The sequence below is a fragment of the Sulfurivermis fontis genome (assembly GCF_004001245.1).
GTDB classification, from domain to species: domain Bacteria; phylum Pseudomonadota; class Gammaproteobacteria; order Thiohalomonadales; family Thiohalomonadaceae; genus Sulfurivermis; species Sulfurivermis fontis.
The window spans coordinates 2,760,625-2,776,388 of record NZ_AP018724.1 but is presented as its reverse complement, the minus strand read 5'-3'; the positions used below and the strand labels follow the sequence as shown (position 1 = coordinate 2,776,388).

Sequence of the window (15,764 nt, the reverse complement as noted above, 5' to 3'; positions counted from 1 at the left end):
GGGGCCTTGCGGCGAAGGGGCGGGGTCCGGACAATGCGCCCTTATGTCCGCCCCACTGCTCGTCCTCGGCATCGAAACCTCCTGCGATGAAACCGGCGTCGCCCTGTATCACGGCGAGCGTGGTCTGCTGGCGCACGTCCTGCACAGCCAGGTGCAGTTGCACGCTGAATACGGCGGCGTGGTGCCGGAGCTGGCCTCCCGCGACCATGTGCGCCGGGTGCTGCCCCTGCTGGAGCAGTGTCTGAGCCAGGCCGGGGTGACGCGGGCCGATATCGACGGCGTGGCCTACACCGCCGGGCCCGGGCTGATCGGCGCCCTGCTGGTGGGCGCCAGCGTCGGCCGCAGCCTGGCCTTCGCCTGGGGGGTGCCCGCCGTCGGCGTACACCATATGGAAGGGCACCTGCTGGCGCCGATGCTGGAGGCGGAGCCGCCCGAATTCCCCTTTGCCGCCCTGCTGGTGTCCGGCGGCCACACCCAACTGGTGCGGGTGGACGGCGTCGGACGCTATACCCTGCTGGGCGAATCGCTGGACGACGCGGCCGGCGAGGCCTTCGACAAGACCGCCAAGCTGCTCGGTCTGGGCTACCCCGGCGGGCCGGCCCTGGCGCAACTGGCGCAGCAGGGCGACCCGCAGCGCTTTGCCTTCCCGCGGCCGATGACCGACCGGCCCGGCCTCGACTTCAGCTTCTCCGGCCTCAAGACCTATGCCCTCACCACCCTGCAGCAGCATGGTCTGGAGGCCTCTGCCGACATCGCCCGCGCCTTCGAGGATGCCGTGGTGGACACCCTGGCCATCAAGTGCCGACGCGTATTGAAGCAGACCGGGCTGAAGCGGTTGGTGATGGCCGGCGGCGTCAGCGCCAACCGCCGGTTGCGCAGCAAACTGGCGGAGATCGCCGCCGAAGAGGGGGCCAGGGTGTACTACCCGCGGCCGGAATTCTGCACCGACAACGGCGCGATGATCGCCTATGCCGGGTATGTGCGGTTGCACGCCGGCCAGCACGAGCCGCTGGCGATCCGCGCCCAGCCGCGCTGGCCGATGGAAACCCTGCCGGCGCCGCGTTAGCGGGTCATTTCTTGCCGATCTTCTTCTCTTCCCCGGCCAGCAGGCGCTGGATATTGGCGCGGTGGCGCCAGAGCAGGAACAGGCTCATCACCGCGGTCATGGCGATGAAGGCCGCGCGCCCGTCCAGCCAGACCATATAGGCCGGCGCCAGCACCGCGGCGGTGAGCGCCGAGAGGGAGGAAATGCGAAACAGCGCGGCCATCACCAGCCAGGTGAGGATCGCCGCCAGCGCCACCGGCCAGGCCAGGCCGAACAGCACGCCCACGGCGGTGGCGACGCCCTTGCCGCCCTTGAAACCGAAGAACAGCGGATAGAGATGACCCAGGAAGGCGGCCATGGCCACGGCGGCGAGCACCACCGGGTCGGCGGTGAGGGTGCGGGCGATGAGCACCGGGATCAGGCCCTTCGCCATATCGCCCAGCAGGGTCAGCGCCGCCAGCTTCTTGCCGCCGAAGCGCAGCACATTGGTGGCGCCGGGGTTGCCCGAGCCCTGGGTACGCGGGTCGGGCAGGCCGAGCAGGCGGCACAGGATGATGGCGGTGGACAGCGAGCCGAGCAGGTAGGCGCCGGCGAACAGTGCAATGTCGATAGTGTTCATGGGGACGAACCGGATTCAAGGGGAGCAAAATCTACCATAAGTCCGACCTTGTATCTTTTACCTTTTCCCTTGTACCTTTCCTGCCCATGGACATCATCTACCTCAATGACCTCAAGATCGACACCGTCATCGGCATCTACGACTGGGAGCGGCGCATCAGGCAGACCGTGAGCCTGGACCTGGAGATGGCCACCGACATCCGCAAGGCGGCGGCCAGCGACAGCATCGACGACACCCTCAACTACAAGGCGGTGGCCAAGCGCCTGATCCAGTTCGTCGGCGACAGCCAGTTCCAGCTGGTGGAAACACTCACCGAACGCGTGGCCGAGATCATCCTCAGCGAATTCAACGTCTCCTGGGTGCGCGTGCGCCTCAACAAGAAAGGGGCGGTGCGCTACGCCGGCGACGTCGGCATCATCATCGAGCGCGGCAGCAAACCCTGAATGGCGCGCGTCTACGTCAGCATCGGCAGCAACATCGAGCGCGAGCAGAACATCCGCGCCGGTGTCGCCGACCTCAAGGCCCGTTTCGGCACGCTGCTCCTCTCCTCGGTGTATGAAAGCGAGGCGGTGGGGTTCGCCGGGGACAGCTTCTACAACCTGGTGGCCGGGTTCGATACCGCGCTGACGCCGCAGCAGGTGGCGGCGGAGCTGCGCGCCATCGAGGAGGCGCACGGCCGCGTGCGCAACGGCCCGCGCTTTTCCTCGCGCACCCTCGACATCGACCTGCTGCTCTACGACGACCTGGTGCTGCACCAGGGCAAGCTGGAGATTCCGCGCGACGAGATCACCAAAAACGCCTTCGTGCTGTGGCCGCTGGCGGAGATCGCGCCGCAGCTTGAGCACCCGCAGCTGGGCGTCACCTATGGCGTGTTGTGGGATTCCTTCGACAAGCAGAGCCAGCCGCTGTGGCCGGTGGAGTTTTCCTTCTAGGGAAGGTCTGAATAAGGGAAGGTCTGAATAAGTCCATCCTGGACTTCTCAGGTCGCTCCCGCCCCTCCCTGGGCTGCGCGACATAAGTCCATCCGTGGACAAAACCACGCCAAGCGAAAAGTGTGATTTGCGCTTGGCTTCAATTTTCAACGACTTATCGTCGTTGAAAAATGGCGGCACATCCCTGTGCCGCGGAAGCTCTGAACTTATTCAGAGCTTCCCGGGCCGCCGGTCGGGGACAGCCGTTTATCCGCTGGCGTGGGACAGTCCGCGCAGCCGGTTGATGAAGCTGGCCAGCTGTGTCGGCAGGCGCTTCGTGGCCGTCTCCGCCGGCGCTTCCACCGTATGGCGGGCGGCGAGCTGCGGGCTGGCCCTGAGCAGGCGGTGATGTTGCAGCGCCGCCTGCATGCTGCGCGACAGCAGGCCGCGGCTGACCGGTTTGGGTAGGAAACGGTAGATCTGCCCCTGGTTGATGAGGTCGATGAGCGTGTGGTTGTCCTGGAATCGCGTGACGACCACGGTGACTACATGGGGGCGGTAGCGCTTGAGCGCCTTGACGGCGGCACCGGCATCCTGATCGTTGACGCGCAGATCGGTGACTACCACGCCGATGTCCTTGTGCATGATCATCTCCATGGCCTGATCCAGACTGTCGGCCCAGTGCAGCGTGCACTCGGTGTCGCATTGCTCGCCGATGATGTGCCGTAGCGACAGGGGGGAGTCTGCGTCACCCTCGATCACCAGCACATTGACCGGTCGCCGGACGGCCGGCGCGGCGATGTGGCGGTAGGCATCGGCCAGATGCAGACCGATCTGCGCCGCCTGGTTCACGGTGTGTTTCAACTCCTGTGTGTTCCATGGCTTGTTGAGGTAGCGGTAGATCTCGCCGTCGTTGACCGCCGCGATGGCGGCTTCCAGGTCGGAATAGCCGGTCAGCAGGATACGCATGGCGGCGGGAGCGATTTCCCGCGCCTGGCGCAACAGTTCCGCCCCCAGCATCACCGGCATGCGCTGGTCGCTGATCACCACGTGCACCGGCTCCTCGCGCAGCCAGTTCAGCGCCTGGTGGGCATCGGTGGTGCTCAGCACCCGATAGTCGGCGCGGAATAGCGGGGTGAGGGAACGCAGGATACGCTCCTCGTCGTCCACGAACAGCAGGGTGGGTTTGCTCACGGCAGACTCCTTGGCAGTGTGCTCACGAGGCGGCGGCGAGGGTCACGGCCCCGGAGCGGGGCAGCGGCAGGCGGATGACGAAGCGGGTGCCGACGCCCTCGCGCGAGGCGACGCGGATATCGCCGCCGTGCTCCTGGATGATGCGGTAGCTGATGGCCAGGCCCAGGCCGGTGCCCTGGCCGACGGGTTTGGTAGTGAAGAACGGGTCGAAAATCTTTGGCAGCACGGCGGCCGGGATGCCCTTGCCGCTGTCTTCGATCACCACGTGCAGGTAGTCGTTTTCCGCATAGGTGCGCAGCAGCAGACGCCCTTGCTGCTCGATGGCCTGGGCGGCATTGGTAATCAGGTTGAGAAATACCTGGTTGAGCTTGGACGGCATGCCGTTGACCAGGGGGATGTCGCCGTACTGCCGGATCACCGTCACGTGGTGCTTGAGCGAGTTGTGGGCGATCTTGAGGGTGGTCTCCAGGCACTCGTTGATGTCGACATCATCGGTCGTGGTGCGGTCGACGCGGCTGAAGTTCTTCAGGCTGGTGACCAGCTCGGCAATCTGGCCGATGCCGTAGAGGGTGTCGCCGAGCAGGGCCTCGGTCTCCGCGCCGTCGCCCAGCTCGGCGTGCATCTGGCGTACCCGTTCCAATTGCTGCGCCAGGACTTCCGCGCTGCTGTCGCCGGCCTCGATCAGACGCAGCAGCAGGGCATAGCCGTCCAGTGCGGCGGCCTGCTGGCGCTGGTGCTCCACGAACAACTCGATGTTGTTGTGCACATAGCCCAGCGGCGTGTTGATCTCGTGGGCCACGCCCGCCACCATCTGGCCCAGCGAGGCCATCTTTTCCGATTGCACCAGCTGCGACTGCGACGATTTGAGTTCGCTGTAGGCCTTGGCCAGCTGGCGCGAACGGCCGGCCAGCTGCTGTTCCATCGCTTTGAGCAGATCCAACACTACGCCGACACCGACATAGCGGTCGTCGTGCACGATGATGAAGTCCTCGGTGATGGGAAAGCGCATGTTGCCGGTGACGTAGCGGCTGGCATCTTCCAGGGGCTGCTCCGCCGCGATCAACAGCGGAGTGCGGCTCATCAGCGTAGCGACCGGCTTGCGCCCGTGCAGCTCGCGGCCGTAGCGCTTGAGGAACACGTTCATCATCTGGTAACGGCTCACCACCCCGACCGGGCGACCGTCTTCCACCACCGGCAGCGACAGTAGTTGTTCGTTTTCGGGAGCCAGAAAATATTCGCTTACATCTTCGATGATGGCGTGTGGCGCAATCGGCGGCACAGTGATGGCGAGCGAGGCGATCGTGGCGACTGCCATGGCAATTCATACTCCGCAGCAGGATGGAGCGCGCCACGGTAACAACGCTACGTTGCAGAATGATGGCAGTGCGGGAAATCAGCTGTTGAGACTGCGGCCACCGTCTACGGTGATTACCTGGCCGCTCATGTAGCCGGCGTCGCGGATCAGAAACAGCACCGCCTTGGCGATATCGCTGGGATCACCCTGGCGCTTGAGGAAGGTGCGCGAGACGATGCGCTGCTTGGTTACCTCGTCCATGTCGTGCTCCGGCCACAGGATCGCCCCCGGCGCCACGGCATTGACGCGCACATGTGGTCCCAGCTCGCCGGCCAGGGCGCGGGTCAGCATCACCAGTCCGGCCTTGGCGATGGAGTACACCGGATAGCCCTTGAGCGGTCGGTCGGCATGGATGTCGACGATGTTGACGATGCAGCCGCGCGCCTTGACGAGATGCGGCGCTGCCGCCTGGGCGAGGAAGAACGGCGCCTTGAGATTGGAACCTATGAGGTCGTGCCACTCCTTTTCCGCCACCTTGCCGATTTCAGTGGGATAGAAGGTGGAGGCATTGTTGATCAGCACGTCGAGACGGCCCCACGCCCCCTGCGCCTCGCGCACCAGGGCCGTGAGCTTGTCGGTATCGAGCAGGTCCGCCTGTACCAGCACCACCGAGTTGTCACGCAGGACGTTCAGCTCCTTTTGCAGCGCCTGGGCCGCCTTGCGCGAGCTGCGGTAGTGCAGCACGATGTTGGCGCCGGCGGCGTGCAGCAGGCGCGCCGTGGTGGCGCCGATGCGATGGGCGGCGCCGGTGATCAACACCACCTTGCCGTCGAGGGTGTCGGAATCGTGCGTGCTTTTGTTGCGCTGGCTCATCTGGCACACTCTACCGAAACTCACTCCAGCCGGAAACTCCACGTTGTCTGATTCCCCTGACCTCCGCCAGGTTGCCCGCAGCCTGCGTGAACTGCCGCCGCCGTCGGCCGACGAGGCGGCGCACAGTGCCGCCCTGATCCAGCATATCGGCAAGGAAATCTCCGCCGCCGGCGGCGCCATCAGCTTTGCCCGCTACATGGAGCTGGCGCTGTATGCGCCGGGCCTTGGCTATTACAGCGCCGGCGCGCGCAAGTTCGGTGCCGACGGTGATTTCGTCACCGCCCCCGAACTGTCGCCGTTGTTTTCCCGTTGCGTGGCGCGGCATTGTGCCGCTCTGTTGTCCGCGCTGGATGGCGGTGAAGTGATGGAGTTCGGTGCCGGCAGCGGTGTGATGGCGGCGGACATCCTGCTGGAACTGGAGCGGATGCAGGCGCTGCCGCCGCGCTACGCCATCCTCGAGGTGAGCGCCGACCTGCGCGAACGGCAGCGGCAAACACTGGCGGCGCGGGCGCCGTATCTGCTGGAACGAGTGCGGTGGCTGGATGCCCTGCCGGAGCAATTTGTCGGTGTCGTGCTGGGCAACGAGGTGCTCGATGCCCTGCCGGTGCAGCGTTTCCGCTGGCGCGATGGCCGGGTGCATGAACTGGGCGTGCGCTGGAGCGGTGAGGCCTTTGTCTGGTGTGAACTGCCGGTGTGCTCGCCGCGCCTGGAGGTGCGGGTGCGGGAAATTGCCGCCACCGGCGCGCTGCCGGAAGGCTATGAGTCCGAGGTGAACTTTGCCGCCGAGGATTGGCTGCGCAGCCTCGCCGCAATGCTGCAACGCGGCGTCGCGGTGTTGTTCGATTATGGTTTTCCGCGCCATGAGTACTACCACCCGCAGCGCAGCGGCGGCACCCTGATGTGCCATTATCGCCATCGCAGTCACCCCGACCCCCTGATCCTGCCCGGTTTGCAGGACATCACCGCCCATGTCGATTTCAGCGCCATGGCCGCGGCGGCCCTGGATGCCGGTCTGGATGTGCTGGGTTTTGCCAACCAGGCCAACTACCTCATCGGCAGCGGCCTGCTGGAGCTGGCACAGGAGGCGGGCGATGTGCGCGGGCAGCTGGAGGTGGCCGCGCAGTTGAAGCGGCTGATGCTGCCCGGCGAGATGGGGGAGTTGTTCAAGGTGCTGGCCGTGGGACGCGGTGTGGCCGATGGCGGGGCGGGTTTTGCCGTGCGCGACGAGCGCTACCGCCTGTGAGAGTGATCAGGCGTTGAGGGAGGCCAACTCGCTGCGGCGCAGGCTGAGCAGGGCCTGGTAGGTGCGGCCGAGGGCGCGTTCGTAGGCGTTGTCACCGTCGCCGGTGGCGCTCAGGTCGTGCAGGCGGCCCTCCAGAAAGGCGATCTCCTGGGCAAGGCGGCTGCGGTGCTCCTGGCCGTGCGGCAGGGGTTGGGTATAGAAGGCAACGATTTCCTGGCTCATGGTTTCATCTCTCTTCGTCTTGGGGTACGGTGCCACCGTAACAGCCCTGTATGACGCTTTATTGACAGCCGTGTCTGCGCCGTCCCGGCGCAAACCGGGTATCATGGCCCCCCGTTTCACCGTTATAGACCACACCTGGAGTAAGCCATGTCCGATCGCCGGCGCCAGACCGAGGAAATGCTCGCCAAGCACCACCGCGATGGTGCGCGTTTCGTGCAGCTGATGAAGGAATCCTTCGACAGCCGCTTCGACGATATCTTCTGGAATGCCTGGCGGCAGTGGGTGGAGCCGGCCTATTCGGAACGCCCGGTGGTGCTCGATCTGGGTGCCGGTCCCGGCCTGTTCGTCCAGGCACTGGCGCGACGCTATCCCGGCATCCGCGCCATCGGCGTGGAGGTGGCGCCCTATATGCTGGAGGCGGTGGGAGAGCTGCCGGCCGGTTGCGAGATCATTGCCGAAGACCTGCACGATCCGAAATTGCCGCTGGAGGATGGTTCCGTGGATGCCGTGATGTGCTCGGTGGTGCTGCATGAAATGGATCAGCCGTTGCGCACCCTGCAGGAGATCAGCCGCGTGATGCGCCGCGGCGGGCGCTTCTACATCGCTGACTGGGTGCGCGCGCCGCTGGAGGTGTATGTGCGCAACCAGACCGACGAGGCGAAGCTGTTCGGTGCCGATATCAGCACCGCCGAGCTGGAAGACTTTTTCATCCACTTCGTCGAGCACAACCGCTTCTCGCGCGAGGATTTGATCTATTTGTTGAACCATACCGGCTTCGCGGTAATCCACAGCGAGATCGCCAAGGAAGGGCGCTACGCGCGCATCGTGGCGGAAAAGCGTTGAAGCGCGCACACGGAAGCAAGCCATGGAACTGATCCAGATCATCGCCCTCGCCATCCTGCAGGGCCTCACCGAGTTCCTGCCCATCTCCAGTTCGGCGCACCTGATCCTGCTGCCGCAGATGGAGGGCTGGGCTGATCAGGGGCTGGCCTTCGACGTGGCGGTGCACGTCGGTACGCTGGCGGCAGTGGTGTGGTATTTCCGCCGTGACCTGCTGCTGATGACGCGCGACTGGGGACGCTCGGTGGCGACGCGGCAAATGGTGGGTGAGAGCCGGCTGGCCTGGGCGGTGCTGTTCGGCACCATCCCGGTGGGCCTGGCCGGTCTGCTGTTCAAGGGGCTGATCGAAACCGAGCTGCGTTCGCCGCTGGTGATCGCCTGGGCCACGGTGGTGTTTGCGCCGCTGCTGTGGTGGGCCGATGTTCGCGGCCGTGGTGCGCGCAGCGAGCATGCCATCGGCTGGAAGGATGTGCTGGTGATTGGCGTGGCGCAGGCGCTGGCACTGATTCCCGGCACCTCGCGCTCCGGCATCACCATGACCGCCGGCCTGATGCTGGGGCTGTCGCGTTCGGCGGCGGCGCGCTTTTCGTTTCTGTTGTCGATCCCGGTGATCGTGCTGGCCGGCGGTTTGAACACCATCGACCTGGTGCGCGGGGAAGCGCTGGTCGACTGGACCAGTCTATTGCTCGGCAGCGTGCTGTCCGGTCTCGCCGCCTACCTGTGCATCCACGTCTTTCTCCGGTTGCTGGAGCGCATCGGCATGCTGCCCTTCGTGATCTACCGCCTGCTGCTGGGGGCCGGGTTGCTGTACCTCTACAGCTGACAGCGTGGTCCGCGGCACAAGGTGACGCATGATCTTCGCCTTGCGCTGCTGGAAGGCGCGGCTGCGGGTTGCCGGGTTGTTCTGTGCGGGACTCGGCAGGGTGGCCGCCAGTTCCACCGCCTGCTCCAGCGACAAGCCGGCCGCACTGATGCCCCAGTAGCGCCGTGCCGCCGCCTCCACACCGTAGATCCCCGGGCCGAACTCGGCCACGTTCAGATACAGCTCAAGGATACGACGCTTCTTCAGATTTCTTTCCATCGCCCAGGTGAGCACCAGCTCGTGCCATTTGCGCAGCGGATCGCGTGACGGACTGAGAAACAGATTCTTCACCGTCTGCTGGCTGATGGTGCTGGCGCCGTGGGTAATGCGGCCCTGTTCCCAATTGTGTTCCATCGCCTCCATCAGCGCCTCGAAATCCACGCCCTCATGGAGGTAGAAACGGCTGTCCTCGGCGACGATGACGGCGCGACGCATGGCCGGCGCGATGCGCGTGAACGGCACCGGCTGCCAGCGCAGCGGCGGCAGGCGCCGATCGGCCTGGCGGCGCTGCTCATAGGCGGTGATGAAGGCGGACTTGGGGATGGGCCCGCTGGCCAGACGGCCCCAGTCCGGCCACAGCCAGGCCAGCCAGGCGGCATCGATGACGATGGGCAGCAGCAGCGCCAGGGCAAGCCAGCGCCACAGGCGGCGTGACGGGCGGGTGGGTGCGGCGCGGCGGCGGCGCGAAAGGAAACGCATGATGGGGCGGAACCGGCAGGACTGCAGATGGGGCGCGCATGATACGCCATGGCGCCCCGCAACGGAATGTCTTCAGTCCTCGGCCTCGTCGCGGCGCCAGGCCTTGAGGGCGGCGAGGCGGCGGCGGCGCAGCTCCTCGCCCACCGCCTTGCCGCTGTAGCCGGCGGCGACCACCGCTTTGACATCCACCGCCTGCGCGATGCGCAGTGCCTCGCGGATCAGTCCGGGCTGGGCGAAGTCCTGGTTTTCAAATCCCGGACGGCCGCGCGAGTCGGCCTCGCAGGCGAGCAGGAACTGCTCCACCCGCTGCGGGCGGCGGAAGGCGTCGAGGTGTTCCAGCAGCTCCAGCAGGGTGGTGGCGCGCAGCTCTTCGGCACGGTGGTACACGCCATGGTAGCGTGTTACCAGCAGCGCCAGGTCGCGGTAGTCGGCGGGCACGCGCAGCCGCTCGCACAGCTGTTCCACCAGGGCGACGCCGCGGTGTTCGTGGGCGATGTGGCGCGGCCACTCCTCGCGCGGTGTGGTGCCCTTGCCGAGATCGTGCACCAGGGCGGCGAAGCGCACCTGTGGCTCCGGCGACAGGCGTGCCGCCTGTTCCAGCACCAGCAGGGTATGCACGCCGGTGTCCTCTTCCGGGTGGTGCTGTTTGGGTTGCGGCACCCCGAAAAGCTGCTCCAGCTCGGGAAAGATGCGCGCCAGGGCGCCGCAGCCGCGCAGCACCTCGAAGAAGCGCGCCGGCGTCGCTTCGCTCAGCGCCCGTGACAGTTCCTGCCACACCCGCTCCGGCACCAGCGCATCCACCTCGCCGCTTTCCACCATTTGCCGCATCAGTGCGTTGGTAGCGTGGGCGACGCGAAAGCCCCAACGGGCATAGCGCGCGGCATAGCGCGCCACGCGCAGGAGGCGTACCGGGTCTTCGGTGAAGGCGGGCGAGACGTGGCGCAGGCGGCCGTTATTGAGGTCGTCGCGGCCGCCAAAGGGATCGATGAGGGTGCCGTCGGCGGCCTCGGCCATGGCGTTGATGGTGAGGTCGCGGCGCCTGAGGTCTTCTTCCAGTGTCACCGACGGATCGGCATGGAACTCGAAGCCGTGATAACCGGGCGCCGTCTTGCGTTCGGTGCGCGCCAGGGCGTATTCCTCGCCGGTTTCCGGGTGCAGGAACACCGGGAAGTCCTTGCCGACCGGGCGGAAGCCCTGCGCCAGCATCTCTTCCGGGGTCGCGCCCACCACCACCCAGTCGCGGTCCTGCGGCTCCAGCCCCAGCAGCTTGTCGCGGACGGCGCCGCCGACCAGATAGATTTGCATGGTGCAGTGTTCCGATGATTTGCGTGGCGTCATCTTAACCGAGCAATGCGGCCTTGGGGGCGTGCCAGGCGCGCGGGACTGCACCGGCCGCGCGGCAACAGGCGGGAAACGCTTTGCGGACGTGGTCAGTCGCGGCTGCGCAGCCTTTCGTAACGCCGTCGCCCGCCGGCCTGGCCCAGGTAGTAGGGCGCAATGGATTCCAGCGGGGTCGGGGTGATGCCGAAGATGGCCGGAAAGGGCGCGTCGCAGACGTTGTCGTGCCGGGTGGACAGATAGTTGTCGCGCGAGAATGGCTTGCCGGGCAGCCATTCGAAGATTTCCGCCTGCAGGCGCGAGAGCCAGTCGGGCAGCGGGACGATCAACCGGCGCATGCCGGACACCCGGGCGGCATAGCGTACCAGTTCGAGCAGGGTGTAGTCGCGCGGGCCGCACAGGTTGTAGCGCTGGCCGATGGTCTGCGGGTTGTCGATGGCGCGGGCAAAACACTCGGCCACGTCGCCGACGAACACCGGCTGGAAACGGGCGCCGGCACAGGCGAGGGGAAATGCCGGGGCCAGACGCAGCAGGCCGGCGAAACGGCGCAGGAAGCTGTCGCCGGGACCGAAGATCACCGAGGGGCTGAAGACCGTGACGTCCAGGTCTGTGGCGGCGAGTACCAGGTCTTCGCCGCGTCCCTTGCTGCGCTGGTAGTGGCTGGCGCCGTGCTCCGCATCGGCGCCGAGGGCGCTCATGTGCAGCAGGCGCCGGATGCCCCGGCGGCGGCAGGCCGCGATGAGCGCGCGCGGCAGTTCGACGTGGGCGTGGGCGAAGCCGCTGCCATCGTGTTGTTTCTCATTGAGGATGCCGACCAGATTGATGACGACATCGCAACCTTCCAGCAGGGTATCGAGCACGGCGGCGTCATGGGGATTGCCTTCCCATACCTCCACCGTGGGCAGTACCAGCAGATCACGATGCCGTGCGCGGCGCCGGGTGAGCACACGCACGCTGTGGCCGTCGCGGGCCAGACGGGCGCACAGGCGGCTGCCGACAAAACCGGAACCGCCGATGATGGCGATGGTGTGGCTGTTCATGAGGCCCTCCCTGAGCTGTTGAAGGTGAGTGTAGCAGCGGCACGAGTCGCATTGCCGCCTGTGCGATAATCAGACATCCGTAGCGCGGCAGCGAGGTGACACGCATGGCCTTCCAATCGATCAATCCGGCAAACGGCGAACGGCTGGCGGAGTATCCGGCCTGGGACAGCGCCGCCATCGAGCAGGCGCTGGCCGAGGCGGCGCGCGCGGCGCCGGCCTGGGCGGCGACCCCGCTGGCCGAGCGCTGCGCGCTGATGCGGCGCGCGGCGGCGATCCTGCGCGAGCGGCGCGAGGCACTGGCGCGCACCATCACCCTGGAGATGGGCAAGTTGCGGCGCGAGGCGCTGGCCGAGGTGGACAAGAGCGCGCTGGGCTGCGAGTACTACGCCGAGCATGGCGTGGCCTTTCTCGCCGACGAGGAGATCGCCTCCGACGCCGGCCGCAGCTTCGTCGCCTGGCAGCCGCTCGGCACGGTGCTGGCGGTGATGCCGTGGAACTTCCCCTTGTGGCAGGTGTTCCGCTTCGCCGCGCCGGCGCTGGTGGCCGGCAATACCGGACTGCTCAAGCACGCCTCCAACGTGCCGCAGTGCGCGCTGGCCATCGAGGCGATCTTTCGCGACGCCGGTTTTCCTGCCGGCGTGTTTCGCACCCTGATGATTTCCTCCGCCCAGGTCGAGGGCGTGATCCGTGATGCGCGGGTGCATGCGGTGACGCTCACCGGCTCGGAGCCGGCCGGACGCCAGGTGGCGGCCACCGCCGGCGCCTGCCTGAAGAAAAGCGTGCTGGAACTGGGCGGCTCCGATGCCTTCATCGTGCTGGAGGATGCCGAGCTGGACTGGACCGTGCAGCAGGCGGTGGCCTCGCGCTTCCTCAACGGCGGGCAGAGCTGCATCGCCGCCAAGCGCTTCATCGTCGTCGATGCCGTCGCCGCTGCATTCCTGCCGCGCTTCCAGGCGGCGGTGGAGCAGCTTCGGGCCGGTGACCCGATGGACGAGGCCACCACCCTGGCGCCGCTGGCGCGCCCCGATCTGCGCGACGAGTTGCACCGCCAGGTGACGGACAGCATCGCCGCCGGTGCGGTGGCGCTCACCGGCTGTCGTCCGCTGGAGGGCACTACGACGTATTACGCACCGTCGATCCTCGATCAGGTGCGGCCGGGCATGCGCGCCTACGAAGAGGAGCTGTTCGGTCCGGTGGCCATCGTGATCCGTGCCCGTGACGAGGCGGATGCCGTGCGCATCGCCAACGATTCGCGCTTTGGTCTCGGCGGCAGCGTGTGGACCGCGGACAGCGCGCGCGGCGAGCGCGTCGCGCGGCAACTGGAATGCGGTTGCGCCTTCGTCAACGGCCTGGTGAAGAGTGATCCGCGCCTGCCCTTCGGCGGCATCAAGGCCTCCGGCTATGGCCGCGAATTGTCGCTGCTCGGCATACGTGAATTCGTCAACGCCAAGACCGTGTGGGTGCGTTGAAACATATGCCGTGCCGTAGGGCAGTGCTGCCGCTGCATTCTTCCTGAGGACATACCGTGGCCGAGTGGTTGATCTATCTGGCGCTGGGCGCCTTTGCCGGCACCCTGGCGGGGATGCTGGGTGTGGGGGGTGGGCTCGTCATCGTGCCGGTGCTGGCCTGGGCGTTCGCCGGCCTGGCGTTTGACCAGGGTGTGATCATGCATCTGGCGGTGGGGACCTCGCTTGCCACCATCGTGTTCACCTCTCTCTCCTCGGTACGCGCACACCACCGGCGCGGCGCAGTGCGATGGCCGGCCGTGTGGCAGCTGCTGCCCGGCATCGTGCTCGGTGTGTTTCTCGGGGCGCTGCTCGCGGCGGGGCTGCCGACGGCGGCGTTGCGTAACGTGTTCGGCGTGTTCGAGTTGTTGGTGGCGGCACAGATGGGTTTCTCGCTGCTGCCGGAGGCCCACCGTGCCCTGCCCGGTCGCATCGGCATGAGTGCGGCCGGTACGGTGATAGGGGGCGTATCCGCCATCGTCGGCATCGGCGGTGGGACACTGACGGTTCCCTTCCTGCTGTGGTGCGGCGTGGCGATGCGCCAGGCGGTGGCGACATCCGCTGCCTGCGGTCTGCCCATCGCCGTCGCCGGTGCCGTGGCCTTTGCCTGGACCGGCAGCGGCAATGCCGGCCTGCCGGCGCAGGCGCTGGGCTATCTGTATCTGCCCGCGCTGTTCGGCATCGCCGTCAGCAGTATCCTGTTCGCGCCTCTCGGCGCCTGGCTGGCGCACAGTTTGCCCACTACGGCGTTGAAGCGTTTCTTCGCCCTGTTCCTGGCGCTGCTGGGAGTCAGGATGTTGATGGAATGAACGCTTGCGCCTCCTGACCATTTTCATGTCCTGCCTGTTGCTGCTGGGTGAGGCCCATGGCGCGGTATTGGCCGCCATCCGCTTTGCCGGCAATGCAACCACCCGCCCGGAGGTGATGCTGCAGGAGATGACAATCGCAGCGGGTGATGTCGTCGATGCGGAACGCATCGAGGAATCGCGCCAGGCGATCATGAACCTGGGGCTGTTCAAGTCGGTGCAGGCCGAGTTGCGGGAGGAAGAGGTCGGCACGGTACTGCTCATCACGGTGGTGGAGAAGTGGTACATCCTGCCGATACCGCGCATCGGCGTGCGCGGCGATGGCGAGACCGAATACGGCATGGAGCTGCGTTTCGACAACCTGTTCGGCCTGAACCAGCATTTCGAGGTGGAGTCGATCATCAAGGAGTCGCTGGATTCCGGAACGCCGGCGCGGCGCGAGCTGTCTGTCGGCTACAGCTATCCGCGCATCGTCGGCACGCCGTATCGTCTCGACGTGGGCGGCGGCGAGGTGCAGCGCGTGGAACGACAGCTGGATACCGCCGGCGCGGAAACCGGGCGTTACGAGCAGACCACGCATAACCTGCGTTTCGGCCTGTACCGCTGGCAGTCGGTGACCGGCCCGTCACGCGGCCTGCGCTACGGCGGCGGCATGGCGGCGCAGTGGGAGGATTATCGCTACCTTGAGGGTGACGCCGTGCCCTACCAGGATGCGCGCGACGTGCAGTTGAATGGTCTGGTGGAGTTGAACGAGGTGGACGAGGAACGCTACCGGCGGCGAGGTCGGGTGTACGGCTACAGTGCCGAGCTGGCGGTGCCGCAGTGGGGTGACTTCAGCTATCACCGCCATCTGTTCTATTACCGCCGCCACCTGCCGCTGGATCAGAAACGCTCCAACCTGGACTATCGTTTCCAGCTCGGCATGGCCAAGGGCACGGCCTTCAACCGCTACGGCTGGTATCTCGGCGGCAGCACCACGCTGCGCGGCTATGACAAGGACTACGTTGCCGGCAATGCCATGCTGCTGAGCAACATCGAGTATCTGTTTCCCGTTTCCGGCTATCCGCAGATGCGCGGCGTGCTGTTCAGCGATGTGGGCAATGCCTGGCGCGAGGTATCCGACATGGACCTGACCGACCTGAAGGTTTCGCTGGGCCTGGGGCTGCGCTGGCGCGTGCAGACCTTCGTCAACGTCACCATCCGCCTCGACTATGCCTGGGGCCTGGCTGCCGATACCCAGGGCACCTATCTGTCCACCCACACCATGTTCTGA

At 66.4% G+C, this 15,764-nt stretch carries 16 protein-coding genes and 1 pseudogene; 9 read left to right on the top strand and 8 right to left on the bottom strand.

What is annotated here, in order from left to right; genetic code table 11:
- Positions 1 to 55 precede the first annotated feature (55 nt).
- Positions 56 to 1,066 (top strand): tRNA (adenosine(37)-N6)-threonylcarbamoyltransferase complex transferase subunit TsaD, encoded by a 1,011-nt coding sequence (gene tsaD / locus EP379_RS13875; RefSeq protein ID WP_172600543.1) that lies wholly within the window; start codon positions 56 to 58, stop codon positions 1,064 to 1,066.
- A 4-nt stretch (positions 1,067 to 1,070) separates the two neighbouring features.
- On the opposite strand, the gene plsY is transcribed toward tsaD, so the two are convergent.
- Positions 1,071 to 1,664, bottom strand: a complete 594-nt coding sequence (plsY, locus tag EP379_RS13870; protein ID WP_127478369.1) for a glycerol-3-phosphate 1-O-acyltransferase PlsY — start codon at positions 1,662 to 1,664, stop codon at positions 1,071 to 1,073.
- A gap of 86 nt (positions 1,665 to 1,750) precedes the next feature.
- On the opposite strand from plsY, the gene folB reads away from it, so the two are divergent.
- Positions 1,751 to 2,107 (top strand): dihydroneopterin aldolase, encoded by a 357-nt coding sequence (gene folB, locus EP379_RS13865; RefSeq protein ID WP_127478368.1) that lies wholly within the window; start codon positions 1,751 to 1,753, stop codon positions 2,105 to 2,107.
- Positions 2,108 to 2,596 (top strand): 2-amino-4-hydroxy-6-hydroxymethyldihydropteridine diphosphokinase, encoded by a 489-nt coding sequence (folK, locus tag EP379_RS13860; protein WP_127478367.1) that lies wholly within the window; start codon positions 2,108 to 2,110, stop codon positions 2,594 to 2,596. It begins immediately after the preceding gene.
- Between the two features lie 246 nt (positions 2,597 to 2,842).
- Here folK and EP379_RS13855 read toward each other — a convergent pair whose 3' ends face one another.
- The 3 genes from EP379_RS13855 to EP379_RS13845 all read right to left on the bottom strand — a co-directional run bounded on the left by EP379_RS13855 (position 2,843) and on the right by EP379_RS13845 (position 5,936).
- A complete protein-coding gene (locus EP379_RS13855; protein ID WP_127478366.1) occupies positions 2,843 to 3,769 on the bottom strand; it encodes a response regulator in 927 nt (308 codons plus the stop codon).
- Positions 3,770 to 3,791: 22 nt separating this feature from the next.
- Positions 3,792 to 5,084 (bottom strand): ATP-binding protein, encoded by a 1,293-nt coding sequence (locus tag EP379_RS13850; protein ID WP_127478365.1) that lies wholly within the window; start codon positions 5,082 to 5,084, stop codon positions 3,792 to 3,794.
- 78 nt (positions 5,085 to 5,162) lie between these two features.
- Positions 5,163 to 5,936, bottom strand: a complete 774-nt coding sequence (locus tag EP379_RS13845) for a pteridine reductase (protein WP_127478364.1) — start codon at positions 5,934 to 5,936, stop codon at positions 5,163 to 5,165.
- A gap of 43 nt (positions 5,937 to 5,979) precedes the next feature.
- Here EP379_RS13845 and EP379_RS13840 point away from each other — a divergent pair, with 43 nt between their 5' ends.
- Positions 5,980 to 7,179, top strand: coding sequence for a class I SAM-dependent methyltransferase (locus EP379_RS13840; protein WP_232023916.1), 1,200 nt, complete (start codon positions 5,980 to 5,982; stop codon positions 7,177 to 7,179).
- 6 nt (positions 7,180 to 7,185) lie between these two features.
- On the opposite strand, the gene EP379_RS13835 is transcribed toward EP379_RS13840, so the two are convergent.
- Positions 7,186 to 7,401 (bottom strand): hypothetical protein, encoded by a 216-nt coding sequence (locus EP379_RS13835; RefSeq protein ID WP_127478362.1) that lies wholly within the window; start codon positions 7,399 to 7,401, stop codon positions 7,186 to 7,188.
- Between the two features lie 147 nt (positions 7,402 to 7,548).
- Here EP379_RS13835 and EP379_RS13830 point away from each other — a divergent pair, with 147 nt between their 5' ends.
- Positions 7,549 to 8,244 carry a class I SAM-dependent methyltransferase gene (locus EP379_RS13830; protein ID WP_127478361.1) on the top strand — a complete coding sequence of 232 codons (696 nt, stop codon included), beginning with the start codon at positions 7,549 to 7,551 and terminating at the stop codon, positions 8,242 to 8,244.
- 22 nt (positions 8,245 to 8,266) lie between these two features.
- Complete coding sequence (locus EP379_RS13825; RefSeq protein ID WP_127478360.1) at positions 8,267 to 9,064, top strand: undecaprenyl-diphosphate phosphatase; 798 nt, start codon at positions 8,267 to 8,269, stop codon at positions 9,062 to 9,064.
- A 30-nt stretch (positions 9,065 to 9,094) separates the two neighbouring features.
- Here EP379_RS13825 and mtgA read toward each other — a convergent pair.
- The 3 genes and pseudogenes from mtgA to EP379_RS13810 all read right to left on the bottom strand — a co-directional run.
- Positions 9,095 to 9,802 (bottom strand): annotated as a pseudogene (gene mtgA, locus EP379_RS16750) (monofunctional biosynthetic peptidoglycan transglycosylase); the annotation flags it as partial.
- Between the two features lie 72 nt (positions 9,803 to 9,874).
- Complete coding sequence (locus tag EP379_RS13815) at positions 9,875 to 11,107, bottom strand: multifunctional CCA addition/repair protein (RefSeq protein ID WP_127478358.1); 1,233 nt, start codon at positions 11,105 to 11,107, stop codon at positions 9,875 to 9,877.
- Positions 11,108 to 11,232: 125 nt separating this feature from the next.
- On the bottom strand, positions 11,233 to 12,180 hold the full coding sequence (locus EP379_RS13810; RefSeq protein WP_127478357.1) for a complex I NDUFA9 subunit family protein: 948 nt from the start codon (positions 12,178 to 12,180) through the stop codon (positions 11,233 to 11,235).
- A gap of 104 nt (positions 12,181 to 12,284) precedes the next feature.
- Between EP379_RS13810 and EP379_RS13805 the strand changes: the two genes are divergently transcribed.
- The 3 genes from EP379_RS13805 to EP379_RS13795 are packed head-to-tail and all read left to right on the top strand — an operon-like array spanning position 12,285 to position 15,764.
- Positions 12,285 to 13,649 (top strand): NAD-dependent succinate-semialdehyde dehydrogenase, encoded by a 1,365-nt coding sequence (locus EP379_RS13805; protein ID WP_127478356.1) that lies wholly within the window; start codon positions 12,285 to 12,287, stop codon positions 13,647 to 13,649.
- A 56-nt stretch (positions 13,650 to 13,705) separates the two neighbouring features.
- On the top strand, positions 13,706 to 14,494 hold the full coding sequence (locus tag EP379_RS13800) for a sulfite exporter TauE/SafE family protein (RefSeq protein ID WP_127478355.1): 789 nt from the start codon (positions 13,706 to 13,708) through the stop codon (positions 14,492 to 14,494).
- A 4-nt stretch (positions 14,495 to 14,498) separates the two neighbouring features.
- Positions 14,499 to 15,764: a BamA/TamA family outer membrane protein gene (locus EP379_RS13795; protein WP_127478354.1), complete on the top strand. Its 1,266-nt coding sequence runs from the start codon at positions 14,499 to 14,501 to the stop codon at positions 15,762 to 15,764.

Excerpts from the sequence above, each read along its gene's own strand:
- EP379_RS13850 (WP_127478365.1), bottom strand. The coding sequence starts at position 5,084 with ATGGCAGTCGCCACGATCGCCTCGCTCGCCATCACTGTGCCGCCGATT.
- EP379_RS13835 (WP_127478362.1), bottom strand. The coding sequence starts at position 7,401 with ATGAGCCAGGAAATCGTTGCCTTCTATACCCAACCCCTGCCGCACGGC.
- EP379_RS13805 (WP_127478356.1), top strand. The coding sequence starts at position 12,285 with ATGGCCTTCCAATCGATCAATCCGGCAAACGGCGAACGGCTGGCGGAG.
- plsY (WP_127478369.1), bottom strand. The coding sequence starts at position 1,664 with ATGAACACTATCGACATTGCACTGTTCGCCGGCGCCTACCTGCTCGGC.
- EP379_RS13810 (WP_127478357.1), bottom strand. The coding sequence starts at position 12,180 with ATGAACAGCCACACCATCGCCATCATCGGCGGTTCCGGTTTTGTCGGC.
- EP379_RS13845 (WP_127478364.1), bottom strand. The coding sequence starts at position 5,936 with ATGAGCCAGCGCAACAAAAGCACGCACGATTCCGACACCCTCGACGGC.
- EP379_RS13815 (WP_127478358.1), bottom strand. The coding sequence starts at position 11,107 with ATGCAAATCTATCTGGTCGGCGGCGCCGTCCGCGACAAGCTGCTGGGG.
- folK (WP_127478367.1), top strand. The coding sequence starts at position 2,108 with ATGGCGCGCGTCTACGTCAGCATCGGCAGCAACATCGAGCGCGAGCAG.
- EP379_RS13825 (WP_127478360.1), top strand. The coding sequence starts at position 8,267 with ATGGAACTGATCCAGATCATCGCCCTCGCCATCCTGCAGGGCCTCACC.
- EP379_RS13830 (WP_127478361.1), top strand. The coding sequence starts at position 7,549 with ATGTCCGATCGCCGGCGCCAGACCGAGGAAATGCTCGCCAAGCACCAC.
- folB (WP_127478368.1), top strand. The coding sequence starts at position 1,751 with ATGGACATCATCTACCTCAATGACCTCAAGATCGACACCGTCATCGGC.